The sequence below is a fragment of the Wolbachia endosymbiont (group B) of Eucosma cana genome (assembly GCF_947250645.1).
Lineage (GTDB): Bacteria > Pseudomonadota > Alphaproteobacteria > Rickettsiales > Anaplasmataceae > Wolbachia.
The window spans coordinates 1,251,492-1,272,163 of record NZ_OX366334.1 but is presented as its reverse complement, the minus strand read 5'-3'; the positions used below and the strand labels follow the sequence as shown (position 1 = coordinate 1,272,163).

The window sequence follows — 20,672 nt, the reverse complement described above, 5'->3', positions numbered from 1 at the left end:
AATAAACACTCTTGACGGTTTTAATTTATTAACTTATAGTATATGTATATTAATAGTTAGTGATGGCTCAAAATGTATAACATATTTGGTTACTTCAAAACTTGTGACAAGCAAAGTGAAAAATTAAATAGAGAGAGTTATCAATATACCACAAGAGATTATGTGACAATTTACTTCAATAATACACTAGCCAGTTTAGGCAGATCATGGAGAGAATTTAAAGAAAAAGCATATGGTTTTATATATGATATTGGAGCTTGGTTGAAAGAAATATATGAAAATTTCACTGAACGACCTGAAATGCATAACTTCTATATTTCAGAAAAACTTCCTATTAAAGCTGAGGAAATGATGAAGGAACTGAATCATAAGTCTAAGCCATTTCAAACTCTACCTATTCATCCAACAAGCAGAAGTTTTGATGCCAATATCTCAAATCAAGTTATTGTTACTCAGCATACACTAATTACTCAAATAAGATAGATACAAATCCCTACGCTTAAATATGTAGTACTTGAATGAGTTGACTGTTATGTTCAATAAGACCTTTACAATATTTCGATCATAGGTTTAACTTTACGAAGTTATAATCTATAGTGCTGCAATGAACGATTATCTCTCGCTGCTAAATCCAGAACAACAATCAGCTGTAACTAACATAGATGGACCAATTTTAATACTGGCAGGAGCCGGAACGGGAAAAACAAGAACGATCACTTCAAGAATAGCGCACATAATTCGAAATGGCTACGCTTACTCCGATGAGATCTTAGCAGTTACATTCACGAACAAAGCAGCAAATGAAATGATATCAAGAGTGCTTGAACTTACGGGCACAAATATACCATGGCTTGGCACCTTCCACGCAATTGCAGCAAAAATTTTACGTCATCATGCTGAAATTGTGGGCTTAAATTCCAATTTCACAATCATTGGTGTGGATGATCAATTACAGGTAATAAAAAATATTATTAATGAAATAAGCCCTGATTACCTATCAGAAAAATGTAAGACCATTATGAATATCATCCAGCAGTGGAAAGAGAAGTGTTTATTGCCGTCTGAAGTGGAAGACGTTCAATCATTTAGGCCAGTTTACGTAACTGCACTCAAAGTCTATTACCAGTATCAGGAAAGGTTAAAATTCCTTAACTCTGTCGATTTTGGTGACTTATTGTTATATAACATACAACTTTTTAATAAAAAGACCGAGGTTCTGTCCTACTACCAAAACAAGTTTAAATATATCATGGTAGATGAATATCAAGATACAAATGCAATACAATATCTTTGGCTAAAATACCTTGCAAAAGAGCATTCAAATATTTGCTGTGTAGGAGATGATGACCAGTCGATATACAGTTGGCGTGGTGCAGAAGTTGAAAATATTTTGAAATTTTCCGATGATTTTAAAAATGCAAAAACCGTTAAACTGGAGTGTAACTACAGGTCAACATCCCACATAATTGCAACTGCATCATATGTGATCAATCACAATAAGACTCGCTTAGAAAAAAAAATGTGGACAACAAACATTGAAGGGGAAAAGGTAAATCTAATAAAATTATGGGACGGGAAAGCTGAAGCAAGGTTCATAAGCGAACAGATATTAAAGCTCAATAAATACATATTTAGTGACATTGCAGTGCTCGTAAGAGCGACTTTTCAAACTAGAGTGCTCGAAGAGTATTTTATAAAATATTCAATTCCCTATAGGATTATAAGTGGCGTAAAATTCTACGAACGTCAAGAAATAAGGGATATAATTGCATATTTGAGGCTTGTTACAAATAATAATGATGATCTCGCTTTTGAAAGGATCGTAAATCGTCCCAAAAGAAGCATAGGAGCTACAACTCTAAAGAAAATATACACGACTGCTCAGGATAACAAAATTTCTTTTTTTCAGGCAGCAAAAATATTGGTTAATAGTGATCAAGTAACCGAAAGAATTAAACTCTCACTAAATGATTTTTTAAATAAAATTAAAGCTTGGGAAGAAATAGTAAGCGTAAAACCGCTGCATGAATTCGTTAAAATCGTAGCAAATCAATCAGGATATATGGAAATGCTTGAGAATGAAGGAGTGACGGGTTTAGCGCGAATAGAAAATGTTAAAGAGCTCATTGCATCTTTGAAGAATTTTGACAGCGCTATAACCTTCTTGGAGCACATTAGTTTGGTGATGGAAGTGGATAATATGAATAGCGATGACAATGTATATGTTATGACTCTTCATGCGGCTAAAGGGCTTGAATTCCCGTGCGTGTTTTTACCTGGTTGGGAAGAAGGATTATTTCCTCATCAAAGATCTTTTGAAGATAAAAGTGGTAAAGCTTTGGAAGAAGAGAGAAGACTTGCATATGTTGGCATAACCAGAGCCAAAGAAAGGTTAGTCATTTCATGTGCAGATAGGAGGGAGATTAATAATCAGTGGCAACCAATGCGCACTTCTCGATTTATTAAAGAACTGCCAAGAGAAAATGTTGAGGTGATCAAGAATAGCGCCTACTGTTGAAGCTATAACTGCAGTTCTTACGACAAACACATCTAAATTACTTCAATTATATATTTCTCCTGACAAAAATTCTCTGATGGTCTTAAATAAAATTTTCAGTGAATGATTATCAGACATATTGTGCTCTGCTGATTTTATTAAGTGTACTTCAACGTCTGTTGACTTAATTTTTTCAGCTAAATTCAATGAAGTTTGATAAGGAACATCTTTATCATTAATGCTATGCAATAAGCGCACAGGACAGTTTATATCTATTGTTTCTTGATTTAAAAGGAGATTCTTTCTGCCATCCTCGATCAAATTTTTAGTTATTTTGTACGCGCAGTGCCCTGAAGTAAAATCTATTACACCTTTAGAACACAGCTCTTCTTTTTGCTTATCTGATAATTGCTTAAATATTAAATCTTCAGTGAAGTCAGGAGCAGACGATATACCAATTAGCGCTGCAGTTTTTTCTGGAAATTGAAGGGCAGTGAGCAGCATCAGCCATCCACCCATACTTGAGCCTATAATTATTTGTTTGCTGCTAGTTAATTCGCTTATCACTTTAGCACAATTTTTTTGCCAATCACTTATTGTATAATCAGCGAAGTCACCGCTTGAATTACCGTGACCAAAATAATCAAAGAGCACAAGTGCTACGTCATTTTCTTGGCAAAATTTGTAAATAGCAGTTGCTTTAGTTCCATCCATATTGGATGCAAAACCACTAAGAAAAACTATAGAAGCCTTCTTTCCTTGTAGCTTTCGATATGCTATATGGCCATTACTTCCATCAAGTAATTTACAATAATTCATACTACTTTGGCAAGGCAACCGGACTATCGCTCATCGAACGCAAATAGCTGACTAGATCTGCAATTTCTTGTGGATTGGAAATGCCTGCAAATGCCATACGTGTACCTTTTATATAGGCTTTTGGATTTTTTAAAAAAGTAAATAATTCTTCATATCCCCATTTTCCACCTTTTTCAAGCAGTGCTTTTGAGTAATTGAACGAACTGCCAAGATGGGCCTTTTTATTCCCAACTACGTTCCACAAATTTGGTCCTACTTTATTCATTCCACCTTTCTCAAAACTGTGGCAAGCTATACATTTTTTTGCTGCTGACTTCCCCTTTTCAAAGCTAGCATTTTGCATGAGCTCCCCAATATCAAGTGCCACTTGTTCAATCTTTTGCTGAGGCTCATTGCTGGCTGCTACTATTGTTTGGTGTTCAATTTTATAATCCTCTGGGTTATAGAACGTATCAACTACATTACTAACTATCATAATTATTAATCCAGAAAGTAAAATCGATGCTGCAATCTTATTAAGCTCCATAGTTAATTCTTATCAAGTAGTGTTACTTAAATTATGCAAATATTTTTGCAAACAGCAAACAATTACCTTAATGTCGCCAAAGATGGAAATTTCTACTACTTATACCAATTCCCGTTACACGGGAAACAGATAGACAATAATGGAAGAAAAGCCATAATGAAATAAGTGAAATAGTTTAGGTATAAATGGCACTCAGATCAAAATTATTGGATGAAGAAGTAGTAAAATCAGCAAAAGAGATGCTGAAGAAAGTAAGGAATAATGCATATGTTTCAAAAAAACTAAACGCTGTAATTGCAGCAAAAAAGTACAGTATAACGTCTGTAGCAAAAATATATTGCATTTCAAGAAAGGCACTAACTTCGTGGATAAAACTCTTGAAATTTGGCAGAGAAGAAAAACTGTTTGCTCCTCGATCACGCCGAAGAAAAACTAAATTAAATCAGGCTCAACTACAGCAAATTGAAGCATGGATAGAAGAAAACCCTAATATTACCATTAAAGAAATGAGAATAAGAATACAGGAAAAGTTCGACTTAAATATTAGCAAATCTACAGTACACCGCCATATGCAAAAGATGAAATTTTCATATATTACACCAAGACCAGTACACAACGTACAAGATAAAAGTAAACAAGAGGAATTCAAAAAAAAATCTCAATGAAGTTATTGGAAAGTATCCTGAAAAAGAGCTATTTTTCTTTGATGAATCAAGGTTTGGCACACATTCGAAAGTTGGGCATGGATGGTTTAAAAAAGGTACTAGAACTCGGGTTAAAATAAAGTTAGGTAGGCATAATTTTTATCTCTACAGTGCAGTTAATCCTAAAAATGGAGAGAGTTTTAGCTTATTTGCACCAAATGTTAACACTGATTGCATGAATATATTTCTTGAGCAAATGTTGCAATATCTAGGGACAAGAGAAGCTGTTCTTGTTATGGACTGTGCTAGTTGGCATAAGTCAAAAAATTTAAAGGTACCTAAAAACATTGAGATTATATACCTACCTCCATATTCACCTGAACTTAATCCTGTTGAGAGGCTTTGGTTATATATAAAACAGAACATTTTGCGCAATAAAATATACAGTACTATTGCTTTGCTTGAGAGCACTTTATGCAAATTTCTTACCTCTCTTGCTACTTCTACAATTAAACAACTCTGCTCTGTTTCCTATTTGACTCCACAACAATGAGAATTGGTATTAGCTAAGTTAGGAGACTGCAATTCTACTTCTATCGGAGTAACTTGTGGTTCAATTACATAATGATCTGGAATAACATATTCAAATAGATTTCCTGCAAACTTGTCTGCAATGATTGAAACTGAAACCACTGCTATAATGTTCGTTTGCTTGACCTAAGATTCAGGAGCATTTAAACTGAACTTTATACAGTACTAAAAATGATAGGAAATCTAAGCGGAATAGTTGATGAAGTGTGCAGCGATCACATAATCCTGAATGTGAATGATGTTGGCTATATAGTGTATCTTTCAGCCAAAATTTTAAGTGCTTGTTCAATCGGAAGTAGAGTAAAATTACTTATCGACACTTATGCAAATAGCAGAGAAAACGTTGCTCAGCTATATGGCTTTATAAGTAAAGAAGAACAGCAGTGTCTGCGTTTATTAGTTAAAGTGAGCGGTGTCAGCTATAGAACCGCAATGTCAATTTTGAGCAAATTAACTCCAGAGCAACTATTTTTGGCAATTATAAATGAGGATAAACTAGCACTTAAGGTGAGTGGACTTGGCCTAAAACTCATAAATCGAATTATTACTGAGCTGAATGGCAAAGTAAGTAAATTAGAGATAAATAACAATCATTTTCACTCAATTAGTGAAGATGCTCTTTCAGCCTTGATCAATCTTGGATATGAAAGAACAAAAGCTTATGATACAATAAAAAAAATAGAAGATGAATCACCAAACTTGGACACTAAAGATATTATTCGTATGGCGCTTAAAACAATATGAAGTCAATATCATGTAGTAAGGAATACTCTGAAGATGTACGTAATTTAAATATCAGGCCTGAGCAACTTGATGATTTTGTCGGGCAAAAAGATTTAATACAAAATTTAAAAGTGTTTATAAATGCTGCACAGACGAGAGCTGAAGCTTTGGATCACGTATTACTCTATGGTCCTCCAGGGCTTGGTAAAACAACTTTAGCACAAATTGTCTCTAAGGAGTTAAGGGTTAGCTTTCGTGCAACTTCTGGTCCATTGCTTAGTAAAGCTGGGGACTTAGCTGCAGTGCTCACTACTTTAAATGCAAAAGATGTTCTATTTATCGATGAGATCCATAGATTAAATCGTAGCATTGAGGAAGTTTTATATACTGCTATGGAAGATTTTTGCCTAGATATACTAGTAGGTGAGGGCCCATCTACCAGAACTTTAAGAATAGATTTACCACCATTTACACTGATTGGGGCAACAACACGGCTTGGACTGCTTTCTGCACCGCTGAGGGATCGTTTTGGTATTCCCCTGCATCTTGAGTTTTATTCTTTTGAGGAACTGATTGATATTATCAAAAGAGGTGCAAGAGTTCTTTGTGCTGAAATCGAAAAGGATGCTGTGCAGGAAATTGCCTGCCGAGCCCGTGGTACTCCAAGAATTGCTTTGAGATTACTCAGAAGAATAAGAGATTTTGTTGAAGTAAAAGATGATAAAAAAATTACCTGTAAAATTGCCAGTTCTGCACTATCAAAATTGGGTATAGATAAAATGGGACTAAATAAATTAGATATGGATTATCTGAGATTTTTGTTTAACACCTCAGGACCTATTGGAATTGACACCATATCTATTGCACTATCTGAAGATGTTGGCAATATTGAAGAAACAGTAGAACCTTATTTAATCAAGGTCAGTTTCGTAAAACGCACACCAAGAGGACGTGTTTTAACTGATCAAGCAAAGGAATATCTCAGCATCAATTCAGTGGTATGCTAGCATTATAACATATTTTAGTACATTGTATAATATTACACTAACACTATAATATTCTCTTAGTTATATGCTTTGCGAGTGTTTTAGAGGCAAATAAGAAAGTCTTCTATTATAGTGAATATGTTCTTGAAAGATTATGTAATATATGATAGGCTGTATGTAGTATAAATGTAAAAATATCAATAAATTATTGATATTTTTTAAGATTAATACTTATTAAATACTTCATATTGTAAGATTGAGTTATTGTGTTTTATAGACTTAAGATAAAATGGTAAAAAGCTTTCTAAACAATTATAGAAACAGTAATTCAATTAATGGAGAAAAACCAATGGAAAATTTTTTAATCAATAACAACGAAGAGGACGGTAGCTCAATCTTCATTAGTCGAATTAGGGAGCAAGATCTCTCTGCAGAGCAGAAGCTTAATGAATTAAAAGGATTCATGGAGGAGCTTGCTAGGAAAGCTGAGCTCAAGAGAATAGAGCTTGAGCGTCAGGCTGCGAGTTGCATTGATGAAACATTATCTCAAGTAGAGCTACAGATAAAAGACGATGAGGATTATTTTGCTGGTGATAATCAAGGGGTATTCGCAAATTTCTTTGAATCCCTCTTTAATCTTTTTGAAGTAAATGTAGATCCGAAAGTCTACAAAATGCTCAAGGAGAAGAAAGAGAAAAATCTGCTTCTTTCGATAATTAAGTTTTTGCGTGATAAGCTTAAGGAATTAGTTAAAAAGATCTTCAAAAAAGATTTAAGTTGGGATAAAAGGCTAGACAAAGAGATAAAAGAATTGCAGGAGAAATTACTCAGTGGTGGGTTATCTCCGGAAGAGGAAATAGCAATACTCGAACGTTTGCAAGCGTTGCAAAATTTAAAATTGAAGCTGCAAACTTTTCTAGTGGGTTCAGTCATTGCAATGTTTGCAGAAATTTTTGCAGTTGATTTAGCAGCAGTAGTAGAGCAAGATGTCACTGAAGAAAAAAGAGATAAAAAAGCAGAAAAAACAGAATTAAAAGAAGTTCGTCAAGAAATAGAAACAAAAGTGAATGAAGTTGCGCCAGTTCACCTCTTTAATTTTTCATCTCAAGTTCCAATGCCAATCACTCTGAATAAGCAAGAACGTGCTATTTTACCAAAGCCTATAGAAAAATTAGTAGACACTCTACCTAAACCTGTTATAAGTGACAAAGATAGTGAAGTACAAAAACTGGAGAAAATGAATAAAGAAAAGAAAGAAGCAAAAGAAGAGAAAACTGAAAAACCAAAATTAGCTGTCTGTCCACCTGCTCCACAGCAAAAGCAATACAGGAGAGTTAGAAGATACACATCGAATGATGCTCATGGGATGAGATTTAAAAGAAAAGGATCTTCTAATGGTAGTAAGCAAAAGTCTAATGCTTCTGTGGAATTGCCAGAAGGATTAACTGATGATGTGAGAGTTGAAAACCATGCTTCTTCAGTCAAAGAGAGAGGTGTGTAAAGGTTCTCTCTCTTTTTGTCATTCCAGACTGGTTTTTATCTGGATTCCAGCATCAAGTGCTGGAATGACATCGTCTTGGATGATTAAGCACTGATCGTTTATTATGTGCCATATTGCAATGTTCGTAAAGTTGTGTACTCAGACACTGTCATCCAGATACAATTTCATCATATAAATCTTTCCATTCTTGATTTGTTTTTTCAATTAAGTTTATTTTCCATTTTCTCTGCCAACTTTTCAGGAGTTTTTCTCTACTAATTGCTAAATTTATGTCTTGAAATTCTTCAAAATAGACTAGTTTACAAACATTGTACTTTGACGTGAAACCAGAGATGGCTTTGCTTTTGTGTTCCCAAATTCGTTTAGTCAAATTTGATGTTATACCTGTATATAGGGTTCCATTGCGTTCACTTGCAAGTATATAAATATAATAATTTTTCATATATAGTAAATAAGTTTACTGGATCCCAGTGTCAGCTACTTTCATGACACCATTTGCTACGGAAATTGTCACAATGTTCGTATAGTTGTATACTTGACACTGGGATCCAGGAGTATAAAAATGGTGAACAAAATTTATGTTAAAAAACTGCTTGTGCTGATAATTGATTCTTAATATACTGATTACATAATAATTTAATTTAGAGGTTGATATGCATGGTAATAATGATCCAAATAAAAAAGTACCTGATTCAGGGAGAGTAAAGGTTGATCTGAGTAAAATAGATCCAAAGAAAATAGATGATTTTAGAGACATGATTAGACGTGAAGAGGAAAGAAAGAAAAATCAATCTAGTGGTCAGGGCAGCAGTAGGAGTGGTAAGTAATTATGTTGATTAATTAGAGAGGTGGCGTTATGCCTAATAAAAGTAAAATAAATCAAGAATTAGTAAAAGCATTTAATAGTGTTCTTCTTTCTGATAATACTGCTATTACTAATCTCACTATAGAAAAAGATCATGTTGTTCTTTCATTTGATGAAAATATGAATATTGATCAGCGCAGAAAGTACTTGCGCGAGATGAGAGAGAGTATAGTAGAAAAGTTTTGTGGAGATGAACAAGGTGCCAATGATCTTTTTTACACAGGCTCTTTTCCTTTTAACTTTAATCAAGGAAAATGGATTACAGATAGTAGCAGAAATAGGTTTTCAGTGCCAATGAAAGAAAAGGTAGTTTGTAATCTAAAATATTTGCTAGCTAATGAACTTATACGATTCACAATAGAGACTATTGTAGACAGTCATCCTGATAAAGATGTGGAAGGCAATGTATCCGATAAGAACTTTGACAGAGAATCTTATTTATACTGTATATGCTTTAATGATCAAGAATTAAAAGACTCTTTTGTTAGTTTATTCTCATCAACGATGGAAAGTTATGAAAATGCTCCTAAAAATTTTAAGGATTTTTTAGAACAGCAGTATTTTCCAAAAGAGGAGAAGACTTATGTATATTTAAAGAAAGGCGTTTTTGATGATCTTAAGTTCGTCAAAGACATAGTAAAACATAGAGCATCCTTGATGTGTCGTTGTTTTGATGCTCCAAAAGGCGAGGTTGGAGTTACTGACATGCTGAAATTTGCAGCGGTTAATTTGCTTCGTAAAGCAGACATACCAGTTGATCGTATTGTGCGTGACTCTTACTTGAACAGTGACGAAGATTCAATTTTAATTCCTATTGTAAGTTATAATAATGAGGAGGGATATTTAACAAGAGAAGAAGTGAAGCGCGTTAATAATATGTTTGATATGAATATATTAAATAGCTTTGAAGGTCATACTTCACAGAAATCGCTATTGGGCAGTAAAGGAGTGTATGGAATAGATTTTGCTAACCCAGACATTGCTTATTGTGTGATGGATAAGATCATAGAGAGCTCTGTAATCAATGAGGATTATAAACTGTCCATTGATCCTGCGCGTGTGCCAGCTATGAAACCACAAACTCTTGAAGAAAAAGTAGGGACGGATGGGCCAACTTTAGATAGTGGTTTTGGTGGTTCAGCTAAGAATTCAGTTATACGTGCTGGAAACTCAAGAAAGTTTCTTAGACCCGACTACTATGGTGAAGATAAAGGTGGGGATGATGCTTCGAATAAAGATAGTGGCCTTGGCGCTTCTTCAGCACGATCTTCTTTTAATGATAAGCCCAAACCAATACTTGACCAACCGTCTGTATTACAATCTGAACAGTGTTCTACAAAAAAGCGTACATCAGTTGGTAAAAACACAAGTTGCTGTATTTCATAGCTAAAGAAAATTAGACTATTTGAGAACTAATTGTGAATGAAAGTTTATGTATCCGTTTAGATGTATGTGAGACCAGTGCTTTCTTTCTTGTCATTAAAGTAGCTTCGTCATTCCAGTGCGTGACACTGGGATGACAACATCATAAAGTAAACCAGTACTTGGATGAACTGGCAAAAATTGCTCTTAAATCACAAGTTCGTACAGTCATGGTGCTTCTTTAAGAAGCACCATTTGCTAATGTTTTGAAGCTTTAATGCTTATTATACGCATGTATTTTTTGTTGCATCCCATCTTTTACCATCAGGGCAAGCAGTTGCACCATCTTTACAAATCACACCACCTGGTACTATTTTTGAAACAACTACAGGTGCACCAAAAAACACAGCAGTAAATGCACCAAGTGCAAAAAGCGCTGGCCATGGCATTCTGCCAAATATTGCAAGCAAAGCTGCACCTATTATCACTATTGTAATCATAGGCCCGCCTATACCGTGAGTATAGCCTACTATTCTGCATATTGTATTGGTTGTTGCATCATCAGTAACAGCAGCAGCAAAAGCATTATCAAATGCAAAGGAAAGAATTAAAGCTACAAGTAGAAGAAAATTTTTCATTATGCCTCCGTATTTAATGCTGGATTATCTATCATTTTGATTAAATTTAAGTAAACGGTGAGGATTTTTTGCTTAAAAGTATGCTTTATTTCATTTAGAATACTTTTCTTAGTTTATTTATATTACAAGTGCTACAGAAATTTTATAGTATCGTTTATTGCCTTTATCGTGCTTTAATTGACACAATTTATAATGATGGAGTGGAGCACGCAGGATATCTATCATTTTTAATTCTGTTATCAATATTTCCTTTTCTTATTGTTTTAATGGCTGTGGCGTCAACATTCGCAAATTTCTTAGATCAATACAATGTCGGCTGGACATTTATTATTGATAACATGCCACAGGATATTTTATCATCTTTGATGCCACGTATTAGGGAGATAATATCAGGACCGCCGCAAAGCTTATTAACCTTGGCAATTGTAGGTGCTGTTTGGACTGCCTCATCGACAATTGAAGGATTTAGAACAATACTCAATAAGGCCTATAAAGTTCCGGTTTCATCGCCTTATATATGGAGAAGGGTGCTCAGTATATTACAATTTTTAGCAATTACGCTTGTTACAACTCTGACTATAGTATTTTTTACATTAGTGCCAATGTTAATTGATTTTTCTTACCAAGGGCTAAGTTATACTAGATATTTACTTATTGAGTTTGTGCTTTTTACTATAGTATCTTGGCTATATTTTACATTGCCAAACATAAAACAAAACTTATCAGACGTATTTCCCGGATCTTGTGTAGCTGTTATTCTTTGGACGATCTCTGCTTCAGCTTTCAAGCAATACTTAAAAGCTTCCTTTGACCAACTGAATTTGATATATGGAAGTTTAGGTGGTGTGATAGTATCGTTACTATTTTTTTATGTGCTAAGTTTGATTTTTATATATGGAGCAAAATTTAATTTTCAGCTAAAATATTTCAATGGATCTTGCTAAGGAGAAAGAAATGGGTGACTTAGAAGGTAAAATAGCTTTAATTACCGGAGCTTCAGGTGGAATAGGCTCTTCTGTTGCAAAAAGATTTGTAAAAGAAGGTGCATGTGTAATTCTGATTTCCAGATCTCTTGATAATCTCAAGCCATTGTATAACGAAATTGAAGAGCTGAAAGAAGGCTCTGTGAAACTAATTCAGCTTGATCTTTTGGATTTTGAGAGCGTAAAAGTACTGCCAAACATGATAGAAAGCCTGAAATTATCAGAATCTGGAACACTTGATATACTGATTGCATGCACTGAAATTTTAGGTAAGTTGAGCTCTGTTCATGATTGTGAGCTTGAAGATCTACAGAACGTAATGAATACAAATTTTACTGCCAGTTGGTACTTGCTAAAAAATTTGGGTCCAATACTAAAAAAGTCTAATGCTGGAAGAGCGATATTCATGACCTCAGAGATAACACTTTCTCCTTCCTCTTATCCATATTGGGTACCATATGCTGCAAGTAAGGCTGCACTAGAAGCAATGGTGAAGATATATGCATCTGAGACAAAACATACGAACTTATGCATAAATGCCGTGTATTCGGAAGGGCCTATCGATAGTGAAATGTATAAGCAAGCATTTTCGGGAAAAGATATATCTGAATTGGTGCCACCTGATAAACTGACAGACAAATTTGTAGAACTTGCTTCTGAAGATTGTAGCATATCAGGACAAATCTTACCACTTAGCAAATCTCCCGAGTAAATTACCATAGTATCTGCAAAGATACCGTTAAGCCTAAAGGTAGTTAGGTTTAATAAAAATTCACATATACAGGAAAGATTGGTAACATTATTTGAGTCGAGACTATTATTGTAATTATGCCAAAACGCACAGATATAGAATCTATATTAGTAATAGGAGCAGGCCCAATAGTTATAGGTCAGGCATGCGAGTTTGATTATTCTGGAACGCAAAGCTGTAAAGTATTAAAAAGTGAAGGTTATAAAGTCATTTTAGTTAACTCCAACCCCGCAACTATAATGACAGATTCTGAATTCTCTGATGCAACTTATATTGAGCCGGTGCTACCTGAAATCATAGAGAAAATTATAATTAAGGAGAGGCCAGACGCAATATTACCAACAATGGGAGGGCAAACAGCACTTAATTGTGCAATAAAACTTGCAGATGATGGAGTGTTAGACAAATACAACGTAGAATTAATAGGAGTAAATAGAGAAGCAATAAAAAAAGCGGAAGATAGAGAATTATTTCGCCAATCCATGGATAAAATAGGTCTAAAATACCCCAAAAGTATCATTATAAAAAATCAAGAACAAATAAAAAAGGCTTTGGATTACATTGGATTACCAGCAATCATCCGTTCATCATTCACTCTTGGTGGCGCAGGTAGCGGCATAGCATACAATAAAGAGGAGTTTTTCAATATTGCAGAAAGTGCTCTCAAAATTTCACCAATAAATGAAGTTCAGATAGATGAATCAATTATGGGCTGGAAGGAATATGAAATGGAAGTTATCCGTGACTGCAAGGATAACTGTATAATAGTGTGTTCAATAGAAAATGTTGATCCAATGGGAGTGCACACCGGAGATAGTATCACAGTTGCTCCTGCTTTGACTCTGCGTGATGCTGAATATCAACAAATGAGAAATGCATCTATAGCAGTGCTGAGGGAAATTGATGTTAGCGCCGGTGGTGCAAATGTGCAGTTTGCAGTGAATCCTAAAGAAGATGGAAGCCTCGTTGTGATTGAAATGAATCCAAGGGTTTCTCGCTCTTCTGCACTTGCTTCAAAAGCAACAGGTTATCCTATTGCAAAAGTTGTAACTAAACTTGCTATCGGCTATTCACTCGATGAGATACGTAATGATTGCGCTCCAGTTATACCTGCTGCATTTGAACCAGCGATTGATTACATCGTCACTAAAATTCCTCGATTTGAGTTTGAGAAATTTAAGGGGACGAATTGTGAACTATCAACTTCCATGAAATCAGTGGGGGAAGTAATGTCGATCGGCCGCACTTTTAATGAGTCACTGCAGAAAGCTTTTCGTTCACTTGAAACTGATCTTACAGGACTTGATGAAGTATTTCCTGAAAATACTGATATTGATCACATCAGATCTCAATTAGCAAAATTGCTGCCAAACAGATTACTGATTGCTGCTGACGCAATGCGCCACGGAATTAGCATAGAAGAAATAAATTCGATTACAGGATATGACTTATGGTTTTTGCAGAATATACAGCAAATTATATTAGCTGAACAAAAAATCAAGGAAAATGGCCTTCCTGGAACTGCATATGAAATGTTAGAGCTGAAAAAAATGGGATTTTCAGATGCAAGGTTGGCAAAGTTAAGCAATAAGAAAGTAGAGCAAATTGAAGCAATAAGGAAAAGGTTTGGTACTAAACAAGTTTATAAACGTGTAGACACCTGTGCAGCTGAATTTGAATCGAGCACTGCTTATATGTATGGCTGCTATGAGGGTGATGTTGAAAATAAAACGGAATGTGAGGCGAATATTTCGGATCGAAAAAAAGTTGTCATTTTAGGAAGTGGTCCAAACCGCATTGGTCAGGGTATTGAGTTTGATTATGCATGCGTACATGCAGCTTCTGCCGCCAAAGAAATGGGATATGAAACAATAATGATTAACTGTAATCCAGAAACCGTCTCAACTGACTACGATACCGCTGATCGTTTATATTTCGCCCCACTGATTGCAGAGGATGTGCTTGAAATACTAAGCAAAGAGCAAGAAAATGGCACACTGGTTGGTGTAATAGTTCAAATCGGCGGGCAAACGCCTTTAAAGTTAGCCAAAGTGCTTAACGAGAGAGGTTTCAAAATTCTGGGAACTTCGTTTGATTCTATTGACCTTGCAGAAGATCGCATGAGATTTAAAAATCTTGCTTTGCAACTTAATTTAAAACAACCTGAAAATTCTATCTGCCATTCAGTAGAAGAAGCGTTAACCAACGCAGAAAAGGTGGGGTTTCCACTAGTAGTCAGGCCATCATATGTCCTCGGCGGTCAGTCTATGTCGATTAGACACGATACTCAGAGCTTTAAAGAGTATGTCTTGAATCAAACCAAAATTTTTGAACACGGATCGCTGCTTCTTGATAAATTTTTAGTCAATGCAGTTGAGGTTGACGTTGATGCTGTATGTGATGGGAAAAAAGTTTTCATTGCAGCGGTCATGGAGCACATTGAAGAAGCTGGTATCCACTCTGGCGATTCAACATGCTCAATACCGACAAATACATTGAGTGACGAAGTAATAAAAGAGATCGAGCTCCAAACTGAAAGAATAGCATTAGCATTAAAAGTGAAAGGTCTGATAAACATTCAGTTTGCTGTTCAAGAGAGTGATGTATACATACTTGAAGTGAATTTAAGGGCTAGCCGTACAGTTCCTTTCATTTCCAAGGTAATCAACATTCCTGTTGCAAAGCTTGCCACTCAGGTTATTTTGGGTAAAAATTTGAATCAGGAAAACAAGCCTTTCAATCATTTTGCAGTTAAAGCTGCTGTTTTTCCATTTACCCGCTTTGCAGGAGTTGATACTTTACTTGGTCCTGAAATGAAATCAACAGGAGAAGTGATGGGAATTGACTTATCTTTCGAAGCTGCACTTGCAAAAGTGCACATGGCTGCAGGATACAAGTTACCAACAGAAGGAGCAGCTCTGGTTTCAGTAAAAGATGATGATAAAGAGTGTATATTGCCTGTTGTACGAATGTTGAAAGAACTGAGTTTTGAAATATATGCCACCAAAGGCACAGCTTCGTATCTGAACAATAACGGCATTGCTGCAAAAGCTGTAAATAAAGTGAGAGAAGGCAGACCCCACATAGTTGATATGCTCAAAGATGGAAAAATAAATCTAGTGATCAATACCTCAAAAGGTGTAAAGTCAGTCTCAGACAGCAAAGATATTCGCAGAACTGCTATTTTGCAAAATATAGCTTATAGCACCACAGCTTCTGGAAGTAAAGCGTTAGCGCTTGCAATTCAATATGTAAAGAATAGCAAATTGGAAGTGAAATCATTACAGCAGATACAAAACGTTTAAATATCAAGACTATAATAAATTATTACTTATTTCAAAATGAGGATCTTGTAAGCTAAGGGATAATGTTCAAAAAACTGCGTCAAAGCGAATTTTTAGTTCAACTCAATTTTCAATCTGTGGAGAAAGAAAATGTTGAGCTGAGATATAGTTAATATGTACAGCACTTTTCCTCCACCTTCCTTATAGCACAATATACCAACTTGTACAAGCTGGTAAATGAACCTTTGGTTATAATGCACCCATTTGTCTAGACCATTTTTTTCAAAGTGATCCGATTTTTAAAATGAATATATTGATAAATACTTTAAATGTGTGTCGACGTATTTATCAATATATTCATTTTAAAAATCGGATCACTTTGAAAAAAATGGTCTAGACAAATGGGTGCATTATAGTTTGATCCTTTATTTTATTATAAACCTCATCGATACTATGGAATTTTTCTATAAAAGCTTTTATATATTCTTGACCACCAACAAGTAAAGGTAAAAGACTTAAGTTTCCTTCAGCAAAAAGTATGTCTTGATATTTTTCTGCCAATTTATCGTTAGCTGCAATTGCAAGTAACACCAATTCTTTTACTAAATAATCGTACTTAAGCTCTACTTGATTAAATTTATACTGTGATAGTATATTTGAATATATATGTTGATTATTTCGTAAATCTAAGTTAAGTTGTTGCTCACAAAAATTCTTTAAATTTGTACTCTCTAGCGTAATAGACCTGCCTTCATAATCCTCAATATTTTGTATAACTTCGTCTAATTTTTCATAATTATCTTCTTTTACAGCTTGATTTAAGATACTTATTACTTCAGCAAAAGTTAAATTTTTAGGAATAATGTCATACGAGTCTTCATCTTTTGATTCTACAATAAATGATCTATCACAACCATCAGGAAAGTTTGCAAGTATTACATTCTCTAAGCTTAGATCCTTAGCATATGAAACATCTTGATTTTCATTATTTAAAACTTCAAATTCTTCTTCAGCACCTGAATCTCTGGAATGGCGACGCTCCCTTTCTTCTGCAGTATCTACTGCTGGCGGCATGAGCCCACCAAGTAAATTCCACCCCATGTTTTACCCCCTAATTATTAGCTAAACTAAGTATAGCATTAAATAGAAATTTTGCCAAGCAAGTTATTGAGCCTTTTAGCAAATAGACTTACGTCTTCCATCTCTTCACCTTCCACTATACAAGCTTGATAGAACAATAAGTAAATCATATCTCCAAGTGTTGGATTTTCACCATTTTCAGCGTAAGATTCCATTATGTTTCTTATCAAAGGATGCTTAATGTTAATTTCAAGTACTTTTGGCGTGCGGTAATTTAGCTGCTTCTGTTCACGTAAAAAACGCTCCATACGGAGATCCATAGTTCCTTCATCAACTGCTAGACACACAGGACTATCGGTTAATTTCTTAGAGATCTTTACACTTTTTACTAAGCTTCCAAGAACCTTGGTGAAGTATTCGAGTATAGAATCCGCGTTTTCTTCGCTTTTGTTTTCATCTGATTTATTTTCTTCATCTTTCTTACCTTCTTCTGAAGAGAATTTTTCTAAATCAACATCAGCGCGGGTCACAGACTTAAATTTTTGATCTTTATATTCATGAATTACGCTAGTCCAGAAATCATCAACTGGATCAACAAATAGAAGCACCTCCAATCCCTTACTGACAAATCCTTCAAGTTGTGGACTGTTTTTCACTGAATCGAGACTATTACCTGTGAGATAGTAGATATGTTCCTGTTCAGGCTTCATTCTGCTTATATAATCATCAATGCTAACTAGCTTACCATCACTGGTGCTATGAAATCTGCAAATGGAAAGCAATGCTTCTCTTTCATCAGTTGGCATAGCTTCGCAAAGACCTTCTTTTAACACCGCACCAAAATTGCCCCAGAATTTTGTGTATTCCTCTAAATTCTCTTTTGCTTTTTTGCCGAGCTCTGATATTATGCGCTTAGTTAAAGATTTCCTAATCTGCTCAACTACACGATTATTTTGCAGTGTTTCTCTGCTGATATTGAGAGGCAAATCCGGTGAATCAACCACACCTTTCAAAAAACGCAAGTACTGCGGTATAATCTGCACATTATCTTCAGTGATAAACACTTTATTTACATACAATTTTACAGAGCAGCGTCTATCTGGATGAAATAAATCAAAAGGCCTGATAGAAGGAACATAAAGCAAGTTCGTATACTCTATTGCACCTTCATTTTTATTATGAAATATCATCCAAGGCTCACCGCCCACATGTGCAACACCACGGAAGAAGTCGTTGTGCTCTTCTGGAGTAACGTCATTTTTTGGCTTAGTCCAAATTGCAGCTTTGCTATTTAATTTTTCACTTTTTCCTTCTTCATTTACAAACTCAACGGGAAAATTTATGTGGTCAGAGTAAGTAGTAACGATGTTTTCAATACGGAATTTGTCTAAAAATTCGCTTTCTTCAGGACGCATGATGAGCGTAATTTTTGTGCCACGAGAGATTTGACCATCTAACTTGCTGATTGAATATTCTCCATCTCCTTTAGATTTCCATACCCAAGACTCTTCTTCTCCTGCTTTTCTTGATTCTACTATAACTTCTGAGGCAACCATGAAGCTTGAATAAAAACCAACACCAAATTTTCCAATCAGTTCTACAGCTTGGTTTGAATCTTTATTATTCTTAATTGCATCCAAGAATTTTTGCGTACCAGAACTTGCAATCGTACCAAGATTATCTATTAAATCCTGTCTGTTCATTCCAATTCCATTATCGGTTATATACAGCTCATTCTTATCTTTATTGGAGCTAATAGTAATCTTTAATTCATCACTTGAATCTAATAAATTAGGATTTAATTGTGATTCATAGCGCAATTTATCACATGCATCTGATGCGTTTGATATTAACTCACGCAAGAAAATATCCTTATTAGTATAGAGTGAGTGGATTACTATATTCAGTACTTTCCCTACTTCAGCATCAAATTTTAAATTTTCAGTTTCTTGTACATTGTGCATTTTGAGCTCCATTATTAGCCTACTATTCTAATAATTTAAGTATTGCACCGCGATCTTTCAAGGTCATGTATGCTAAAATTTATGTGAGCCAGCTTATGGTTCCAATGCTAAACTGGAATAAGTACAATCATTGTGTCATGCAAATTAAAAAGAAAGTGCTAGAATATAATATCTCTTATTTGCTTCAAAGATTTATGATTCTTTGATTCTTTTTCTTTAAAAGTAGTTTCAAGAGAAGTTTTAAGCTTTTCCCATTCTTTCGAACTGTTTAGAATCAAAGCGCTCTTAATCTTCTCCAGTGCTTTCTGAGGTAATGAATATAATTCCTCATACAAATCAGTGTTTACTGACTGTAGTATTACTAAAAATGTAAATAAATTTGGATCAACTTTCACATAACATAGCTTTATTTTCTTTACGCAGTACTGTATTGCTTTTAATGATAATGAGAAGCTTTCTGCGTAAAATATAAAGCTATCTATTATTAAACTCTTTGATTTTTTCGGTAATTCAACACTTTCAAATAGCTTTCTTATAAACCTCTCTGTTGGCTCTTTTGGTAAATGCAAAGAGAGATCAGTAAAAGATTTTAGGCTGAAATTTGGTCCAAGTATTGTGCTGATTGCTCTTTGCACGTTACTTTTATCTTGACTAACAGAGATAATGAAAACCAGTCCTTCCACATCGAGCATATACTTTATGGATTCTAAAAAATCAACAATGAATTTAGGGCGGCATATATCAAGATCATCCACCATTATATAAATGTTTTTGTCTTTCCTGATTTTATTAACCACATCTGCTAGTTGTATTTTAAAATCTCTAATGTTCTCTTTTCTCCTTTGGAGAAGATTTAACTCACCCAAGACAAAACCAATGTCTTTCTTATCAGCCTCTTTTGCAGCATCGAGAAATACTGAAAGCATAGCAAGTGGAGATTTACTGATTAGCTTTCCTAATGTATTGAGAGAAAATAGTTCTTGGTTTATGTTTTTGAACTGCTGTATAACACTCCTTTTTACTTTGTATGATGCGAATAGATCCTCAAACAGGAAATGCAAAAAAGAAGGCAATGGTTGATCTAGCGCACTAATATCCCATGCGCTGTAATAAGCTGCAATTTCATTTTGCTGCCCTAGATCCTTTACCCATTCTTTCAAAAAAAATGTTTTACCCCACTTATCATATCCTTCTAAGGAGACAATTGAAAAAAACTGATCGATTGTCTTAATTACAGTACTAAATCTACTTGCAGCTTGTTTATAGTTTAAGCAATCATTCTCCCAAGTTATTACCTTAGGTAATTGCTCGTCTTCTTTTTTTCTGAACCTTACTAATGATATAAATTTTTTAAAGCACATAAGACTCTTACACTATATTTTACTATAGTATTTTATAAGTTAAGAGTCTATTTACTTAAATAACCCATAATTTTCTATTACTGCAGAAATGGAAAGG

Annotated in this window: 18 protein-coding genes and 1 pseudogene; 11 read left to right on the top strand and 8 right to left on the bottom strand. The window is 34.7% G+C overall.

Features of this window, described 5'->3' with window-relative positions; genetic code table 11:
* Nucleotides 1-72 precede the first annotated feature (72 nt).
* Nucleotides 73-483: a WD_0964 family protein gene (locus tag OOK99_RS06250; RefSeq protein WP_264336481.1), complete on the top strand. Its 411-nt coding sequence runs from the start codon at nucleotides 73-75 to the stop codon at nucleotides 481-483.
* 121 nt (nucleotides 484-604) lie between these two features.
* Entirely contained in the window at nucleotides 605-2,518 is a 1,914-nt protein-coding gene (locus OOK99_RS06245) for an ATP-dependent helicase (protein ID WP_264719740.1), read from the top strand.
* A 42-nt stretch (nucleotides 2,519-2,560) separates the two neighbouring features.
* Here the strand turns inward: OOK99_RS06245 and OOK99_RS06240 are convergent, their stop codons facing one another.
* Together OOK99_RS06240 and OOK99_RS06235 are read right to left on the bottom strand one after the other, a co-directional pair.
* Nucleotides 2,561-3,316 carry an alpha/beta hydrolase gene (locus tag OOK99_RS06240; protein WP_264719739.1) on the bottom strand — a complete coding sequence of 252 codons (756 nt, stop codon included), beginning with the start codon at nucleotides 3,314-3,316 and terminating at the stop codon, nucleotides 2,561-2,563.
* Between the two features lies 1 nt (nucleotide 3,317).
* Nucleotides 3,318-3,842 (bottom strand): c-type cytochrome, encoded by a 525-nt coding sequence (locus OOK99_RS06235; RefSeq protein WP_264719738.1) that lies wholly within the window; start codon nucleotides 3,840-3,842, stop codon nucleotides 3,318-3,320.
* A 185-nt stretch (nucleotides 3,843-4,027) separates the two neighbouring features.
* Between OOK99_RS06235 and OOK99_RS06230 the strand changes: the two genes are divergently transcribed.
* The 4 genes from OOK99_RS06230 (at nucleotide 4,028) to OOK99_RS06215 (ending at nucleotide 8,287) form a co-directional block, all read left to right on the top strand.
* Nucleotides 4,028-5,039, top strand: a protein-coding gene (locus OOK99_RS06230; protein ID WP_264719384.1) for an IS630 family transposase whose coding sequence is annotated in 2 segments (ribosomal slippage) — nucleotides 4,028-4,489 and nucleotides 4,491-5,039 — 1,011 coding nt in all. Because the reading frame shifts where the segments join, the coding sequence is not laid out codon by codon here.
* 209 nt (nucleotides 5,040-5,248) lie between these two features.
* Nucleotides 5,249-5,821 carry a Holliday junction branch migration protein RuvA gene (ruvA, locus tag OOK99_RS06225; RefSeq protein WP_264336486.1) on the top strand — a complete coding sequence of 191 codons (573 nt, stop codon included), beginning with the start codon at nucleotides 5,249-5,251 and terminating at the stop codon, nucleotides 5,819-5,821.
* Nucleotides 5,818-6,807 carry a Holliday junction branch migration DNA helicase RuvB gene (gene ruvB, locus OOK99_RS06220; RefSeq protein ID WP_143689279.1) on the top strand — a complete coding sequence of 330 codons (990 nt, stop codon included), beginning with the start codon at nucleotides 5,818-5,820 and terminating at the stop codon, nucleotides 6,805-6,807. Before ruvA ends, ruvB begins: the two co-directional genes overlap by 4 nt.
* A 268-nt stretch (nucleotides 6,808-7,075) precedes the next feature.
* Nucleotides 7,076-8,287, top strand: a complete 1,212-nt coding sequence (locus tag OOK99_RS06215; RefSeq protein ID WP_264719737.1) for a hypothetical protein — start codon at nucleotides 7,076-7,078, stop codon at nucleotides 8,285-8,287.
* Between the two features lie 148 nt (nucleotides 8,288-8,435).
* On the opposite strand, the gene OOK99_RS06210 is transcribed toward OOK99_RS06215, so the two are convergent.
* Nucleotides 8,436-8,729: a GIY-YIG nuclease family protein gene (locus OOK99_RS06210; RefSeq protein ID WP_264719736.1), complete on the bottom strand. Its 294-nt coding sequence runs from the start codon at nucleotides 8,727-8,729 to the stop codon at nucleotides 8,436-8,438.
* Nucleotides 8,730-8,940: 211 nt separating this feature from the next.
* Here OOK99_RS06210 and OOK99_RS06205 point away from each other — a divergent pair, with 211 nt between their 5' ends.
* Together OOK99_RS06205 and OOK99_RS06200 are read left to right on the top strand one after the other, a co-directional pair.
* Nucleotides 8,941-9,114 (top strand): hypothetical protein, encoded by a 174-nt coding sequence (locus OOK99_RS06205; protein ID WP_264719735.1) that lies wholly within the window; start codon nucleotides 8,941-8,943, stop codon nucleotides 9,112-9,114.
* A 29-nt stretch (nucleotides 9,115-9,143) separates the two neighbouring features.
* On the top strand, nucleotides 9,144-10,538 hold the full coding sequence (locus OOK99_RS06200) for a hypothetical protein (protein WP_264719734.1): 1,395 nt from the start codon (nucleotides 9,144-9,146) through the stop codon (nucleotides 10,536-10,538).
* Nucleotides 10,539-10,798: 260 nt separating this feature from the next.
* Here the strand turns inward: OOK99_RS06200 and OOK99_RS06195 are convergent, their stop codons facing one another.
* Entirely contained in the window at nucleotides 10,799-11,152 is a 354-nt protein-coding gene (locus tag OOK99_RS06195; RefSeq protein ID WP_264719733.1) for a TrbC/VirB2 family protein, read from the bottom strand.
* 128 nt (nucleotides 11,153-11,280) lie between these two features.
* Between OOK99_RS06195 and OOK99_RS06190 the strand changes: the two genes are divergently transcribed.
* From OOK99_RS06190 to carB, 3 genes are all read left to right on the top strand, one after another.
* Nucleotides 11,281-12,096: a YihY/virulence factor BrkB family protein gene (locus tag OOK99_RS06190; protein WP_264719732.1), complete on the top strand. Its 816-nt coding sequence runs from the start codon at nucleotides 11,281-11,283 to the stop codon at nucleotides 12,094-12,096.
* A complete protein-coding gene (locus OOK99_RS06185; protein ID WP_264719731.1) occupies nucleotides 12,083-12,847 on the top strand; it encodes an SDR family NAD(P)-dependent oxidoreductase in 765 nt (254 codons plus the stop codon). Before OOK99_RS06190 ends, OOK99_RS06185 begins: the two co-directional genes overlap by 14 nt.
* Before the next feature lie 116 nt (nucleotides 12,848-12,963).
* On the top strand, nucleotides 12,964-16,191 hold the full coding sequence (gene carB / locus OOK99_RS06180) for a carbamoyl-phosphate synthase large subunit (protein WP_264719730.1): 3,228 nt from the start codon (nucleotides 12,964-12,966) through the stop codon (nucleotides 16,189-16,191).
* 92 nt (nucleotides 16,192-16,283) lie between these two features.
* On the opposite strand, the pseudogene OOK99_RS06175 reads toward carB, so the two are convergent.
* From OOK99_RS06175 to OOK99_RS06160, 4 genes and pseudogenes are all read right to left on the bottom strand, one after another.
* Nucleotides 16,284-16,420: pseudogene (locus OOK99_RS06175) on the bottom strand (IS256 family transposase); the annotation flags it as partial.
* A 143-nt stretch (nucleotides 16,421-16,563) separates the two neighbouring features.
* Entirely contained in the window at nucleotides 16,564-17,271 is a 708-nt protein-coding gene (locus tag OOK99_RS06170) for a host RNA manipulator TomO (protein ID WP_264719729.1), read from the bottom strand.
* Between the two features lie 38 nt (nucleotides 17,272-17,309).
* Nucleotides 17,310-19,214 (bottom strand): molecular chaperone HtpG, encoded by a 1,905-nt coding sequence (htpG, locus tag OOK99_RS06165; RefSeq protein ID WP_264720253.1) that lies wholly within the window; start codon nucleotides 19,212-19,214, stop codon nucleotides 17,310-17,312.
* A gap of 158 nt (nucleotides 19,215-19,372) precedes the next feature.
* Complete coding sequence (locus OOK99_RS06160; RefSeq protein WP_264719728.1) at nucleotides 19,373-20,575, bottom strand: KAP family NTPase; 1,203 nt, start codon at nucleotides 20,573-20,575, stop codon at nucleotides 19,373-19,375.
* Nucleotides 20,576-20,672: the final 97 nt, after the last annotated feature.

Coding starts and splice junctions, on each gene's coding strand:
- OOK99_RS06250 (WP_264336481.1), top strand. CDS start 73: ATGTATAACATATTTGGTTACTTCAAAACTTGTGACAAGCAAAGTGAA.
- OOK99_RS06245 (WP_264719740.1), top strand. CDS start 605: ATGAACGATTATCTCTCGCTGCTAAATCCAGAACAACAATCAGCTGTA.
- OOK99_RS06240 (WP_264719739.1), bottom strand. CDS start 3,316: ATGAATTATTGTAAATTACTTGATGGAAGTAATGGCCATATAGCATAT.
- OOK99_RS06235 (WP_264719738.1), bottom strand. CDS start 3,842: ATGGAGCTTAATAAGATTGCAGCATCGATTTTACTTTCTGGATTAATA.
- ruvA (WP_264336486.1), top strand. CDS start 5,249: ATGATAGGAAATCTAAGCGGAATAGTTGATGAAGTGTGCAGCGATCAC.
- ruvB (WP_143689279.1), top strand. CDS start 5,818: ATGAAGTCAATATCATGTAGTAAGGAATACTCTGAAGATGTACGTAAT.
- OOK99_RS06215 (WP_264719737.1), top strand. CDS start 7,076: ATGGTAAAAAGCTTTCTAAACAATTATAGAAACAGTAATTCAATTAAT.
- OOK99_RS06210 (WP_264719736.1), bottom strand. CDS start 8,729: ATGAAAAATTATTATATTTATATACTTGCAAGTGAACGCAATGGAACC.
- OOK99_RS06205 (WP_264719735.1), top strand. CDS start 8,941: ATGCATGGTAATAATGATCCAAATAAAAAAGTACCTGATTCAGGGAGA.
- OOK99_RS06200 (WP_264719734.1), top strand. CDS start 9,144: ATGCCTAATAAAAGTAAAATAAATCAAGAATTAGTAAAAGCATTTAAT.
- OOK99_RS06195 (WP_264719733.1), bottom strand. CDS start 11,152: ATGAAAAATTTTCTTCTACTTGTAGCTTTAATTCTTTCCTTTGCATTT.
- OOK99_RS06185 (WP_264719731.1), top strand. CDS start 12,083: ATGGATCTTGCTAAGGAGAAAGAAATGGGTGACTTAGAAGGTAAAATA.
- carB (WP_264719730.1), top strand. CDS start 12,964: ATGCCAAAACGCACAGATATAGAATCTATATTAGTAATAGGAGCAGGC.
- OOK99_RS06170 (WP_264719729.1), bottom strand. CDS start 17,271: ATGGGGTGGAATTTACTTGGTGGGCTCATGCCGCCAGCAGTAGATACT.
- htpG (WP_264720253.1), bottom strand. CDS start 19,214: ATGCACAATGTACAAGAAACTGAAAATTTAAAATTTGATGCTGAAGTA.
- OOK99_RS06160 (WP_264719728.1), bottom strand. CDS start 20,575: ATGTGCTTTAAAAAATTTATATCATTAGTAAGGTTCAGAAAAAAAGAA.